This window comes from Pseudomonas sp. MWU13-2100, from assembly GCF_023242365.1.
Classification (GTDB): domain Bacteria; phylum Pseudomonadota; class Gammaproteobacteria; order Pseudomonadales; family Pseudomonadaceae; genus Aquipseudomonas.
Genome location: NZ_JALLIX010000026.1, coordinates 50,871 through 64,092, shown reverse-complemented (window position 1 = coordinate 64,092; position 13,222 = coordinate 50,871). Strand labels below are relative to the sequence as shown.

The window sequence follows — 13,222 nt, the reverse complement described above, 5'->3', positions numbered from 1 at the left end:
AAAGGGAAAAGCGTAGAGCGCGCCAGGACGTGTCCGTGCAGTAGATAGTTAAGCTGCAAGGCTGGCGGCATCGCTTCGAACCGGCGCTACGGGAGTGGCCGGTTGCCGTCATCGTCCGACGGCAGCCGCATGACCGGCGGGGCCAGCGGTTGCGGCTCTTGCGGTTCAACGCGATACGGGGGGCTCAGCACTTCAATGACCCCGCCGTGCTCATCGTTGTGCACGATCATCGTCGCCGACTGGCGCATCCGCGCGAAGTTGTCCTCGCTGAGTTCAAAGCTGCGACTCAAGCCCTCATCGTCGACCACCGGCGCCGGTAAACGACGCCGGGAGTAGCCACGACTCTTGCGCTGCTGGTAGCGCGCCCAGGCAATCAGCACCGCCGCATTCAACAGGCCGATCCACAGATAGACCTGCAAGGTATTGAGGGCCTCGAAGAACGAGATATCGATCCGCGGCCCCGCATGCCCGTCGAACAATGGCCACAGTCCCTGGATCAACAGGTACAACAAACCGACCCAGGCCAGTATGGTCAGGAGCACATCGACTGCCAACATCAGTGGCCGTTGGCGGGTTCTGATGATTTTCATGAGCGCACCTTCTGCTTGTCGTCGTCGACCGGCTTGATCCCCCGGTCCGGGCTGACCCAGCGGGCCCGCTTGCCACCCTGGCCGAACAACACCCGGGGAAAGCTGACCAGGGTGGTGAAGAAGCTGATAAACCAGAACACCAGCGGGTACCAGACCACCCAGAACATGATTTTCCACAGGTCTCTTTCGTAGCGGCGGTCGATCAACACGCTGACCGCGAACTGCCCCAGGCAGACTATCGCCAGCAGCAGTCCGGTAAAGGCCGGCGGCACGATGCGGTGCACGACAATCGAGGGCGGCAGTTCGACGAACAGGCCCACGCCGTAGAAAAGGATCGACAACAGGAAAGTAAACGCCCAGCCGGTCGACAGGCAGTACTCGAACAACAACGGCCACAGGTAACGATGGTTCCACCGCCAAATACCGCGGATGTTCTTGAACAACACTTCGGCGCCGCCCTGGGCCCAACGCAGCCGCTGTTTCCAAAGTCCGCGCAGGGTCTCCGGCATGAGGATCCAGCACAATGCCCGCGGCTCGTAGAAAATGCTCCAGTGATCCAACTGCAGCTTCCAGCTGATATCGATGTCTTCGGTGATCATGTCCGGGCTCCAGTAGCCGACCCGGTCCAGCGCCGTACGGCGGAAGGCACAGATCACCCCGGAGATGGTGAAGATCCGTCCGAAGACCCGCTGCGTCCGTTTGATCAAGCCGATGATCGAGGAAAATTCGCCAACCTGGACTCGCCCGATCAAGGTCGAGCGGGTGCGGATCCGCGGATTGCCGGTCACCGCGCCCAGGCGGGCGTTCTCCAGCATCGGCGCCACCAGATAAGCCGCCGTGTCCGGCGCCAGCAAGGCGTCGCCATCAATGCACACCAGGTACTCGCTGCGAGCCGCCACGGCTCCCATGCGCAGGGCCACCGCCTTGCCCTGGTTGTGCGCCAGGTGGATCACGCGCAGGCGCGGGTCCAACAGCGCGAGGTTATCGAGCAACTGGCCGGTATCGTCCTTGGAACCGTCATTGATCGCGATCACTTCGATGTTCGGATAATGCTGGGCCAGCGCGGCCTCGATGGTCTCGGTGAGATTCTCCCTTTCGTTGAAGCAAGGAACCAGGATCGAGATCAGCGGCTCACCCGCCAGCGGCGGGGGCAGGGTATCGGCTTCCCAGGGCCAGTGGCGCTCCCAATGCAGCCAGAAGTACAGGCCGCCGGCCATCCACAAGCCCGACATGAACAACGGGTAGAAAAACACGAAGTCCATCAGGAATTGCCCGGTGACCAGGAAAATCACGCCGAGGGGAAAGCCCAGGACCAGCGCCAGGACGATCAGAGCCAGGATTCGATCCATCATGATCTAAGGATTCCATTTGTTGGAAAGTGCCGGGCGCACGGCCTGCACAGCCGGGCGCTCATCCAGGAAATTGTCCGGGTAATAACCGAAACTGCTGGCGCCCTGCCGTTTGAGCCGGCCCATCCAGTCCGCCAGCAACTCGCCGTCGAGGTCCGTCGCGGGCTTCTGCCGCCAGTCCCGGGCCTGCAGCTCGAATACCGTACGATCCAGCGCGCCGGGGCGTTGCTTGACCTTGCCGACCAGCGCCTCCAGCCACTCACCCGCCTGCTTCTCGCTCTGCCCTTCCATCAGCGGCATGGCCATGGGCACGGTCCAGTCGTAACTGGCGAGGAAGTCATCAAGGTTCTGGGCGAACCAGGTTTCACTCTGCGGATCGATCACCGGCTCGATGAACAGATTACGCGCGGTCTGCACCTGCGGCCCCCGAATGGCGCGGACCTTGGCGGTCAGCTCGCGGGTGAAATCGATCAGGTAGCGGCTCTTGAACCGCGTCCAGCGTTGCAGCGTCGCCGGATCGCCGCGCAGGGCGCTGATCGTGCCCGGCAGGCCATTGGCGGCGTAGGTGCGCAGCGCCTGCGGGCTGGCATCCTCGAAGTCCGAGAGTACGGCATCGTCGTGATAGAGAATGCCGTCGACCGAGGTCAGCCGGGCCACGTCTTGGTAGATCTCGCCAATGATCCGCCGCACGTCCGGGTCGAACGGCGACAGGCGCCGGTACTGTTTCGGGTCAACCGCGGTTTGTCCGGTGGCCGGGTCCCAGCGCGTTACCCGCGGCAACTTTTCATCCAGGGCAAAACTGAGCACCGGCATCCAGGCGAAGACCTTGACGTGGGCCCGGGTGCGCAATTGCCAGGCGGCCCGGTCGAACAGGTCGGCGCGCATCGGCAAATGGCGGTTGGGGAAGTACAACGCATGCACCAGGCCATCACCGGCGGGATCGGCGAATGCCTGCAGGAACACGGTATTGGCGCCCATATCCGCCATGCGCTGGACCAGCTTGCCGAGGTTGGCTTCCTGCTGGACCGGGTCCGGGTCGTAAACGTTGTCCAGATCGACATGCACCACGCGCATCGGCAAGCGGTTCTGCACCGCGACAACAGCGCTGGCGTAGTGAGACCCGTCCGGGTCCGCCGCCACCAACAGACGCGGGCTGTTCAGCAGTTGATCGAGGCTGTCGATGCCATCGTCCAGGGTCAGCGCCAGTTTGTAGCCCTGGCCCTCGATCACTTTCAATGCAGTGCCGTCGGCGGTGCCGTAGGGCCAGACCCAGACCCGTGGCGAATAACCGGTGGCGGCGCGAATCTTGGTCGAGATGGCGACCACATCCGCCCGCAGGCGGGCCTCGAAATCGGCCTCGCTTTCGTAACGGCCAGTGGCCGCATCGTAGCGCCGGGTCGCCGCCGCCGGCTGCAGGTTACCCTGGGGATTGGCGAGCAAACCCTGGTGGCTGGCATCGGTGTGGGCGACGATTTCCACCTGGCCGGAGGCCGCTATTTCCTTGATCTGGGCCCAGTTCAGAAACTCGGAGCGCGGGCGCAGTTCACCGGCGAAATTCACCGGTTTATTCGCCGGGGTATCGATCCAGACGCCGACCGGGGCCAGCAAGGCCGGCCATTGATAGCTCCTGAGCAGCGGCATCACGCGGGTGTAGAAACTTGCATAACCGTCGTCGAAGGTCAGCAGGATCGCCCTCGGCGGCAACTCCGGCCCACCATTGCACGCCGCCAGGATCTGGTCCACGGTCACCGGCCGATAGCCGTTCTCCCTCAACCACGCCAGCTGTTCGAGCAGTCGCTCCGTGCGCACCGCGACTACCGCCTGATCCGGGTCGCTGTCCTCGATGTCATGGTAGGTCAGGCTGAGAAAATGATTTTTCGGCCAAGGCGCTTCATTGACCGGCACCGCCCGTTGCGCGGGGGCGACAAACTCGGCAGGCTTCTGCGCACAGGCGCCGACCAGCAAGGCTCCCAGCAACAGGACGCAACGCGTGATCCAAGGCATCATCAATCCCTTCTAGAAGCGGTAAGTCAGGTCGACGGTCAGTTGCACGTCGCGTTCGCGGTCACCGTCATAGGGCCGACTGATCCAACTCAGGTTGGCCCCGGCCTCCAGTACATCGTTCCAGCTCACCCGCTGGCCGTAGCCCAGCAGCGCGACCGCGCCCGTCGAGTAATCGCGCTGGCTGTAGGCCCCGACGCCAATCTGGAATTGCTGGCTCCACTGGGTCTCGTAGCGGCGATAGAGAACGTGGTTGACGTTCACCGTCGGCAGCACGCTGAAGTCGGTCTTGGGGTTGAAGTACGGCACATCTTCGCTCTTGCTGTTGTGGCTGGTGCCGACCTCCAGGCCCAGGTCCACCTGCACATGCGCTGTGCTGTAGATGCCTTCGCGGCCGGTGAGCAGGGTCTCGGTGCGATTGTTGCCGTCGCTGAAATGCGAGGGTGTGAACGCCAGTTTCCATTCGCGACTTTCGTCGGCGCGCCAACGCAGGAACGCACTCGCCGAATTGGCGCTGATGTCGCTGTTCAAGGCGCGCAACGGTGTCGCCGCCGACAGTCGTTCAAGGCTGCCGCCGTATTGCCAGTGATCGTCGATATTGAAGGCTGCCGCCAGGCGCGCGCCGAGCTTGTCGCCGTAGCCGTAGGATTGGTTGGACACCTCGGCCTCGAGGGTCATGTCGCGGGAGCGATTCTCCACCCCGAGACGCTGCCAACGGCGCCGGGCGTCGCCTTCGGTGAACCGACCGAAGGCGTAGCCGGCACCGGTGAACAGCCGCCAGTCGTCACTGATCGGCGGGCTGTAGAGCGTGCTTTCAATCCCGTAGTCGCGGCTGCCGGTAACCGCTCCGGCACCGGTGGCACCGCCACCGAAACTCTTGCCGGTATAGGCCTCGACCCGCAGCTCGGCCATGTCATGGACTTCCCGCAGACGCTCCAGGCGCTGGACCTGCAGGCTCTCGGCAAACCGGACGGCGACGTCATCGGTGAGCACATCGAGCTGGCGCCACTCCTGCAACGCCAGGGCGGTGTTGGCCTGGGCCACTTCCAGCCCCAGGTCGCGCGGTGCCTCGCTTTCGGTTTCCTTGTTCAAGGCCTCTGCACGCCGTGGCCAGGCGCGGGCCAGGTACATATCGGCCTGGGCCACCCGCAAGTCGACCGCCCCCGGAGCCTGTGCCACCAGCGCGTCCAGACCTTGCTCGCTGGCGGGTAGATCGCCGTTGTGCTGCCCCATCTGTGCCGCCAGTTGCTGGGCGTCCAGCCAGGCATCGTTGGGAACGCCGCCCGGCACGCCCTTGAGCTGCAAGCGCGGCGGTACGGTGATCGCCAGGGCTTGCGCCAACGAGCGAGCCTCTTCCGGCTGGTCGCTTTCAATCAGGGCATAGACCAGCGCCGAGGTATCGCCCGCCTGGTCGACGGGGTCCGCAGTCGGCGCCGAGAGGATCTGCCGATACAGCGCCACGGCCTTCTCCGGCTCGCGTACGGCGAGATAGGCCGAGGCAATCCAGCGCAGGGCGTAGGGCGGCACCGTCACCCCTTCATCGAGCAACTTCTGGTACTCGCTCAGCACATCGGCATTGCGCGAGCGGGCCTTGAGCGCGCCCAGGCGATCGATGCGCCAATGCACCACATCGTCATGGGCCCGCGGATCCGCGGACCAGGCCGCGAGCAAGCGGTCGTAATCGGCCAAGGCACGATCGGCGACGACAAAGCGTTCCTGCTCGGTGCGGGTCGGCAACTCGGCCAGGCGAACCCGTTCAGCCGCCAGTTCGCCTTCGAGACGCCGGGTTGCGACCGCGTCGATCAGCCCGGGGTGCCGCTGGGCCAGGCGCAGGGCCGGTTCCGGCAGGCGCGCGCGCTCCAGGGCGAACAGGTATTCACGTATCACCTCGGGTTTATCCGAAGCCCGGACAAAGGCCTGGTCGTATTCGAACAAGGCGTCACTGTCAGCGCCCGAGCGGGTCAGCGCATACCCCAGGGCCATGCGCCGGGACGGGTCATCGGGTTGCCTGGCGACCTGCTCGCGCGCCCGGCGCACCGCGTCCTGTGGGTCACCGCCATCGGCCTCGGTAATCGCCAGGCCCAGTTGCAGGTCGGCATTCCGCGGTTCGCGCTCCAGGGCCTGGCGATACAGGCGCTCGGCCTCATCCCAGCGCTTCAGGTTGCGATAGGCGCGGGCGACAGCGGTCAAGGCCTGGGTCGGCAAGGTCCGCCGGGCTCCCTGGGTTTCATAGACGCTGATCACTTCGGTATCCAGCCCGGCCCAGCTGGCGATCTGCAAGTGATCGCTGATCTGGCCGACGGATTGTTGCGGCGGGGGCAGCTGGCGCAAGTACACCAGCGCCGGCGTGTAACTGCCATCACGGGCTTGCCGGATAAGCTGGTCGTAGGACGCATCGGCCCAGGCATTGAGGGGCCAGAGCAGTTGGCTGCACAAAGCCATCCCCAGCAAAGGGTGTAATCTGCCACCCAGGCAGAGCAGAGCATTACGCGGCATATCGTCCTTTCCCCAATGACAGCCGGAGTTCAATGCTCCTGCCTGATGCAGACACACAGGGGAGCCCGGCGACAGAGGTCGAACACGTCACCCGCCTGTCGTCCATTGGAAGGGTAGACCAAAAAACCAAAGCCAAGATTGATTCAAGTCGGTGTCAGTGCAAACGACCCGCGGCGCCGCGCGGTCAATCTTTCCAGAGGGGCAGGCAAAACCTGAACGTTGTGCCCTGCCCCTCGACGCTGACGCAATGAATTCGCCCTTCATGCCGGTCGATCACCGCCTTGACCATCGACAAACCCAGGCCCAGGCCTTCGGTGTCATCGGCGCCGGCAAAGCGTTTATAGGGATCGAAGAGCTGCGGTAACGCCTGTGCGCCGATGCCCGGGCCCTGATCGCTGATGCCACAGGTCAGCCGGTTATCCGCCACCTCCACGTCGAGGCTGACACAGGTGCCGGAGGGGCTGTATTTGATGGCGTTTTCCAGCAGGTTGAACAGCGCCCGGGTCAGCAGTGAGGCATCGGCCCGGACCAGGCTTTCGTCGACCTCGTCGAGCCGATGGCGCAGCACGATGCCCTTGAGCCGGGCCAATGGCGCCACCTGGTCGAAGGCATCCAGCACCAGCATGGCGAACAGCACCGGCTCGAAGCTGTAAGCCTGCGACTCGGCCTTGGCCAGGTGCACGAAGGACTCGGTCAGGCCCAGGGCCCGGCGCACCTGCTGTTCGATCTGGCGATAGACCGGCGCATCGTCGTGCTGCGCGCGCTGCACTTCCAGCAACGCCAGGATCGCCGAGTGCGGCGCCCGCAGGTCATGGGACAGAAAGCGCAACAGGGTCGCCCGCTGCTGCTCGGCCTCACGCGCAAGACTCAGGTCCGCAAGGCTGAACAGCCAGCCGACGGCGACTTCATCTTCCGCCGACAGCAGCGGTGCCAGGTCCAGGTGCAGGGTGCGCTGGCGGCTGTCGCAAAACTCCTGGCTCACCAGTTCGGCCAATGCGCGGCGCGCCGGCCCTTCAATGCCGGGAAAGCCCAGGTCCGCCAGGCAATCGAGCCAGTCCTTGCCCAGCAGCGCGGGCCCCAGCAGGTCACGCGCGCTGCGGTTGGCGAGCAGTACCTGGCCCCGGGTGTCGGTGATCAGCGTGGCCACGGGCAGGCATTCCAGGCCATCGGCCATAAACCGCCGGGTATCGCGGGTGCGTCCGAGGGCTTGCTCCAGGGCGGCGATGCGGCCATGCAGCACATCACCCTTGGGCAGCACGGGCCTTCTCCGTTCGGGCAGCACCTGGGGCTCATCGTTCAGCCGGGCCAATTCCCAACCGAAGTAGGCCAGCACCGCACTCAGGCGCCGCCAGTTCCAGATCAGGTAAGCCAGCAGAAAGCCGCTCAGGCTGGCGGCCGGCGACCACCACAGGCCGAGCCGCAACAGTCCCCAGGCCGCCAGCAGCACCGTCACCATGCTACCGAGCGTCAGCCACACGGCATAACGCGCACGCAGCAGCAACCCGCCCAGCAGGAGTGCCACCGCCAACACCGACAACAGCATGCCCGGCAGTGGCGCCAACTCGACAATACTGCGCTGCTGCAACAGGCCATTGAGCAGGTTCGCCTGGATCTCCACCCCGGCGGTGGTGCCGGCCTGCTCGGACACCGGCGTGACATACCGGTCCCCCAGGCCCGGCGCGGTGGCGCCCACCAGGACCAGCCGATCGCGCAGCAGCGCCGCCGGCACCTCACCGCGCAGCACGCTGATGTAGGGCACACTGGGGAAACCGCCGGCAGTCTCGATAAAGGGCACCAGAATGGCGTTCTGCCGCTGCCATCCATCGCGTTCGGAAACGTCCCCGGTACCTGGCATCGGTTGCCGCTCGGCCACTGGCAGCGCCATCTGATAGGCCAGCCAGGCCAACTGCTCACGAGGTTGGTGGAGCGGACCTTCACGCAGGAACACCCCGCGTATCACCCCGTCGTTATCCGCTTCGACATTGATATGACCGACCGCCCTGGCACAGCGCCGCAACGGTTCGATCGGCCCGATTTCCTCCAGCGCCGTGGCAAAGCGCGGCACACCTTCGCGCAACAGCGGCAAGACCACATTGCCGGCGCGACACAGGGCCCGGGCCAGGCGCTCGTCGCCACTGCCCGCAGCCTCCGGCTCGCTGAAAATCACATCGAACAGCACTCCCCGGGGCTGCGCCGCGCTCAAGCGCTCGAGCAGTTCGGCATGCACGCTGCGCGGCCAGGGCCAGCGTCCCAGGGCCTCAAGACTACGCTCATCAATGGTGACCAGGAGGATCCGTGGATCGACCGGCAAGGGACTCAGGCGGCTCAAGCGGTCGTAGAGAAAATGACTGAACGCCAGGTCCTGGCCCAAGGAGAGCGCAGCGGTCAGCGGCAGCAACAACACGCCCACCAGCAACCATTCGCGCAACAAGCCATGGAACAGCCGTTGCGCCTGCGTCGGCTCGCGTCCCTCGTGCCGTCGCCACAGCCTCATGAACGCCGGATACCGCAGCTATTGCTCATGAACCGTCCTGGGCCAGTAGTAGATATCGTAGACCCCAGTCTGGCCCTCAAGTCCCTGCTCGTCGAATGCCGACAGCCGCACATGGTAGAACGCCGCCTGCAAACCGCTGAAGCGGATATCCGGGGTGCTGGAAAACCGCTCCTGCTTGATATTGAGGAACGCCGCGTCGGTGGCGACCTGCGCCCGGTAGCGCCGGGCGCCGTCCAAGGGCTGGAGAAAGAGCTGCCAGACCGGCTTGTCGCCGCGCTGGCCGTCCTGCCCGAGCAGGCGTGGGGCGGGCAGCAGGTCGACCGGTTTGAGTTCGCCCTTGTCCTGGATCCTCAGCCCCTGCCGGGCGTTGACCTTGACCGCAGGCCCGCCGGCAACGGGCAGCTTGCTCCGAGCCTGGGTGCCGGGTGCCGGCGGCGCTTCGGCGCGGCTCACCGCGACCTGGCCGTCAAGCACTTCGACCAGTGCCTGACCGTCTTCACTGCGGGTGCGAAAGTGCGTACCACGTACCCCGAGCACCCCGACCGAGGTCCGAATCTGGAAGCGATCATGCTCGCTGACACGCTTGATCACATAGGACTCGACCTGACCTTGTTCGAGCTGTACTTGCGGGACTGACTGCGTCTCGTCCAGCTCCAGCCGCACCTGCGAGTTGGAAGGCAGCACGATCCGCGAACCGTCACCCAGCACCAGGCTGACAAAGGCATTGCCTGAGGTTCTCACCCCTTCGTGCTCCTCCAGGCTCATCCCCTCTTCCAGGGCCAGTTGCTTGCCCTTGGCATCCAGCTTCCAGGCCTCGCCCGCCAAGTGCAGCACCACCGCCGGAAACGGTTGCGCACGGCATTGCTGTTCACGGTCGAGGTAAGGCGCGCGCAGGGCCGGCGGGGCCGCCAGGGCATTGTGAATGAACAGGTAGAAGGCCGCACCGAGTAGCAGACGCAGGTTCGGCCGGGACAGAAGAACAGGAACAGGAGGCTGCGAAAAAAAGCGTTCGCTCATGGGCTTGGCCGCTCAGGCTCTGGAGGGAGCAGGATCGAAGTAAAGGAACGATGGCAGAACACCATCCGGGCCCATCATGCCACAGCTCCCCCGGTCACCCTGACCGCACTGTGTTGCGTCGTATGAATGCACGCCAGGGTGTGACGGAAAAATGGCCAAGGGAGGACATCCTGACCGTCCCTTGGCGGCGGTCCGTGTGGATCCGAACCGCCACCCGTCCATGGGTCGGACTTGCTCCAAAGTGCCCCTGTATTACTGGGTCTACTCTATGGGCAAAATCAGCGCGACCGGTGAATCTGTCAGATTTGTTCAGAATTGCCGGAGAATCTTCAGAACACCCAGCGCGGCTGTTCCCGTGGGCTGATAGCTTCACCGGTCGTCCACAGCGTCGGCGCGGCGAAGGGGGCTATCCATCGGCCCTTGGGCGCCACGGGCAGTTGCTCGGACACCAACACTGGACGCGCGGCCCCGTAATGGAACAGCCCGAGCACAAAACTGAAACCAAGACACAGGCTCAATCCGGACAACAACCCGGGTACCGCCCAGGATGGCAAACCGCTGAAACGAAAGGGACTGCCCATGAATCCTTCTCCTTGACCGTGCAAGTCGCTACCCTGCGTCTGCCCCCCACAAGGGGCACGGTACGCCGGGTAAAAGCCATTTGACATCAGCCTAGCCAGCCACCGCTCGCCCTTGAGGAATTCGCCAGAATTGTTCAGATTTGAGGGTCGACTTACAGACTTCCTTGTAGGAAATAGCCTGTAGAGTCCTGCTTTGAAGACAGATCCGTGGCTAAACGGGAGAAAGGTCCAGACATGCGTGTCGCCATACTCGACGACGAGCCCGCCGAACTGCACCGGGTCGAACAGACCCTGGGGCAGATGGCCGGTGTCGGGGAAGCCCCCTGGACCCTGCACGGTTTCGAGCGCGGCGAGGACCTGTTGCGCCAGCTGCGTCGGGAAACCTTTGACTTGCTGATTCTCGACTGGCAGGTGCCGGACCTCAGCGGCCTGGCGCTGCTGCGCTGGACCCGCGAGCACATGGAAGTGCCGCCGCCGGCGATCATGCTCACCAGCCGTGATGCCGAAAGCGATATCGTCCTGGCCCTGGGCAGTGGCGCCGACGATTACGTGAGCAAACCGTTCCGCGCCAACGAACTCAAGGCGCGGATCAACGCGGTACTGCGCCGGCATGCCGGGCAGCGCCGCAGCACCGGCGAAATCGTCACCTTCGATGATTTGAGTTTCGACGATGCCGAACTGACCGTGACCCGTTCAGGCCGCCCGGTCAACCTGACCGAGCGTGAGTATCGCCTGGCACGCTGCCTGTTCAGCAACCTCGGCCGACCGCTGTCGCGCGAGTACCTCTATGAGCGCTTCTGGCCCCATGAGGAAATGCTCTCCTCGCGCCCCCTCGATACCCATATCTATCGCCTGCGCAACAAGCTGGGCCTGACCGCCGAACACGGTTGGCAGTTGCTGACGATCTATGGCTATGGGTACCGACTGGAAAACGTCACCGGCGGCTGAACCCCGAGCTCAAGGCTGTTCGCCGCCGCCCGCGCCACCGAACTTGGTCAGCAGCAAGGTGATGAAGTCTTCCACTGGCATTTTCTGCCCGTTGAAGTCCACCTGGCCATTGGCGTAGTGCAACGTCGAGACGATATCGCTGCCTTGCACCGTGCCCATCTCCGTGGACAGGGCCATGGTGCCGGCCATTTCACTGGCCATCGAGGCTTGCCGGGTGATGGCTGCGGGATCGGTCTGGCCCTGGATCTGCGCTTGCAGGCCGGCCAGGTCGGCGATCATCGGCTTGGACAACAGCACCTTGGCATCCAGTTGCGAGACCAATTGCTTGCCCAGTTCCACCGGTGGCAGCTCGGTGGAAGACGGGTTGGTCAGGTCCACTACCAGGCTGGCGCGGCTCTCGCCGTTGGTGGTCTTGAGCGAGAAATTTTCCAGGGCGATCTGCGGCTTGCCGGCCAGCAATTGCTTGATGTCCGCTTCGGCCTGGGTCTGCTGGGCCGGAGTCAGTTCCGGCACCGCCGCCTCAGGGTCTTGAACCCCTGCCGCCTGGGCCTTTTGCAGCGCTTCCAACTGGACCTGGTACAGTTTGATCAGCGATTGCATCGCCGGGAAGTCCAGGTTCTTCGCCGTCCAGCTCATCTGGGCACTGCCCACCGGCTTGTCGTTGTAGTCGATGGAGGCAATGTTATAGGCCAGGCGTCCGGCGAGCACATTGCCCGCCGCTTCCGTCGAGTCTTTCTGCTCGAAACCCTTGACCGTGACCACGGCCGGCTTGACCCCGTAGGTCAGCTTGGTCTCGCTCAGTTCGATGATGTTCTGCCCCAGGTAGAACCCCAGATCGCTCTTGGTCAGATCGCTGGCCAGGGTCAGGCCGTTCAGCTCGACCTGCACCGGGCCCTGCTCCGGGGACACGGCGGAGACCTTGAGGTTATCCATGTAGCCGTTGAGCTTGATCTTGGCGGCCTGGTCGCTGGCGGTCAGCGCCAGGTTCAGCCCGGAGAATTTCACGCTGGTGCTGGCGTCCGGCGCGAAGTCCAGCGGCACCAGTTCGATATTGCCGTCCACCGAACGGTTGTAGCCCAGGGCAACCTGGCCCTTGAGCGGCGCGGCGCCCTTGGCGGCGTCGAACCACTTGGCGGTGGCGTCGTTCTTTTCCAGCTCGTAGTTGCTGTTGACCATCACCGGCGCCAGTTTCAACGCTTTAACACGCGACCACGGCAACGGCCCGTGTTCGATATGGTCGACGAACAGCAGCTCGATGTCCTTCTTTTCCCCACCGGCCTGCAGGTTCCGCAGCGTGACACGATAGTGCGCGGTGCTGGTGAACAGGTGACGATCAAGCGACACCAACTCGATATTCGCGCTGCCGCCAGCACTGGCCAGGGCAGTCTTCAATTGTTGGTTGGCTTCCTGGATCGAAGTGTTCAGCACCCCTTCCAGTTGATTGCCGGTGTACCACGCGCCGGCGGTGCTCAGCGCACCGACCACTACGACAAAACCTAAAAGCAAACCTGCTGATTTATTCATGAGTTGACCCGATCGATGTCCGTTAAGTGGAGAAATGCTGGTCTTCCTGACCCCTGACCGGAGCCGGCTCGACAATACTCGAAAGGACGCAGGGTAGCATTTGCCGGAGCAGGCCCCAAGGCTTTGCCCACGGGCCACTGGCTGCCACCCTATCCTACGGACGAAAGCGAAATGACTGACAACGCAGTATGGGATTAGTGCACTTGGCAGCGCACATCGACG

At 64.0% G+C, this 13,222-nt stretch carries 9 protein-coding genes; 1 reads left to right on the top strand and 8 read right to left on the bottom strand.

Annotation, left to right across the window (positions count from 1 at the left end; genetic code table 11):
* Positions 1-86: 86 nt before the first annotated feature.
* The 7 genes from pgaD to M5B99_RS18465 all read right to left on the bottom strand — a co-directional run bounded on the left by pgaD (position 87) and on the right by M5B99_RS18465 (position 10,528).
* Positions 87-590: a poly-beta-1,6-N-acetyl-D-glucosamine biosynthesis protein PgaD gene (gene pgaD / locus M5B99_RS18495; RefSeq protein ID WP_248805388.1), complete on the bottom strand. Its 504-nt coding sequence runs from the start codon at positions 588-590 to the stop codon at positions 87-89.
* A complete protein-coding gene (gene pgaC, locus M5B99_RS18490) occupies positions 587-1,942 on the bottom strand; it encodes a poly-beta-1,6-N-acetyl-D-glucosamine synthase (RefSeq protein WP_248805387.1) in 1,356 nt (451 codons plus the stop codon). Before pgaC ends, pgaD begins: the two co-directional genes overlap by 4 nt.
* A gap of 3 nt (positions 1,943-1,945) precedes the next feature.
* A complete protein-coding gene (gene pgaB / locus M5B99_RS18485) occupies positions 1,946-3,943 on the bottom strand; it encodes a poly-beta-1,6-N-acetyl-D-glucosamine N-deacetylase PgaB (protein WP_248805386.1) in 1,998 nt (665 codons plus the stop codon).
* A 12-nt stretch (positions 3,944-3,955) separates the two neighbouring features.
* On the bottom strand, positions 3,956-6,436 hold the full coding sequence (gene pgaA / locus M5B99_RS18480; protein ID WP_248805385.1) for a poly-beta-1,6 N-acetyl-D-glucosamine export porin PgaA: 2,481 nt from the start codon (positions 6,434-6,436) through the stop codon (positions 3,956-3,958).
* A 184-nt stretch (positions 6,437-6,620) separates the two neighbouring features.
* The gene (locus M5B99_RS18475; RefSeq protein WP_248805384.1) at positions 6,621-8,930 is read right to left on the bottom strand and encodes a CHASE2 domain-containing protein; all 2,310 of its coding nucleotides are present in this window, start codon (positions 8,928-8,930) and stop codon (positions 6,621-6,623) included.
* Positions 8,931-8,948: 18 nt separating this feature from the next.
* Positions 8,949-9,947: a FecR domain-containing protein gene (locus tag M5B99_RS18470; protein ID WP_248805383.1), complete on the bottom strand. Its 999-nt coding sequence runs from the start codon at positions 9,945-9,947 to the stop codon at positions 8,949-8,951.
* Positions 9,948-10,276: 329 nt separating this feature from the next.
* Positions 10,277-10,528 carry a hypothetical protein gene (locus M5B99_RS18465; RefSeq protein ID WP_248805382.1) on the bottom strand — a complete coding sequence of 84 codons (252 nt, stop codon included), beginning with the start codon at positions 10,526-10,528 and terminating at the stop codon, positions 10,277-10,279.
* A gap of 234 nt (positions 10,529-10,762) precedes the next feature.
* Between M5B99_RS18465 and M5B99_RS18460 the strand changes: the two genes are divergently transcribed.
* The gene (locus M5B99_RS18460; protein ID WP_248805381.1) at positions 10,763-11,476 is read left to right on the top strand and encodes a response regulator transcription factor; all 714 of its coding nucleotides are present in this window, start codon (positions 10,763-10,765) and stop codon (positions 11,474-11,476) included.
* Positions 11,477-11,485: 9 nt separating this feature from the next.
* On the opposite strand, the gene M5B99_RS18455 is transcribed toward M5B99_RS18460, so the two are convergent.
* Positions 11,486-13,000 (bottom strand): YdgA family protein, encoded by a 1,515-nt coding sequence (locus M5B99_RS18455; RefSeq protein WP_248805380.1) that lies wholly within the window; start codon positions 12,998-13,000, stop codon positions 11,486-11,488.
* Positions 13,001-13,222: the final 222 nt, after the last annotated feature.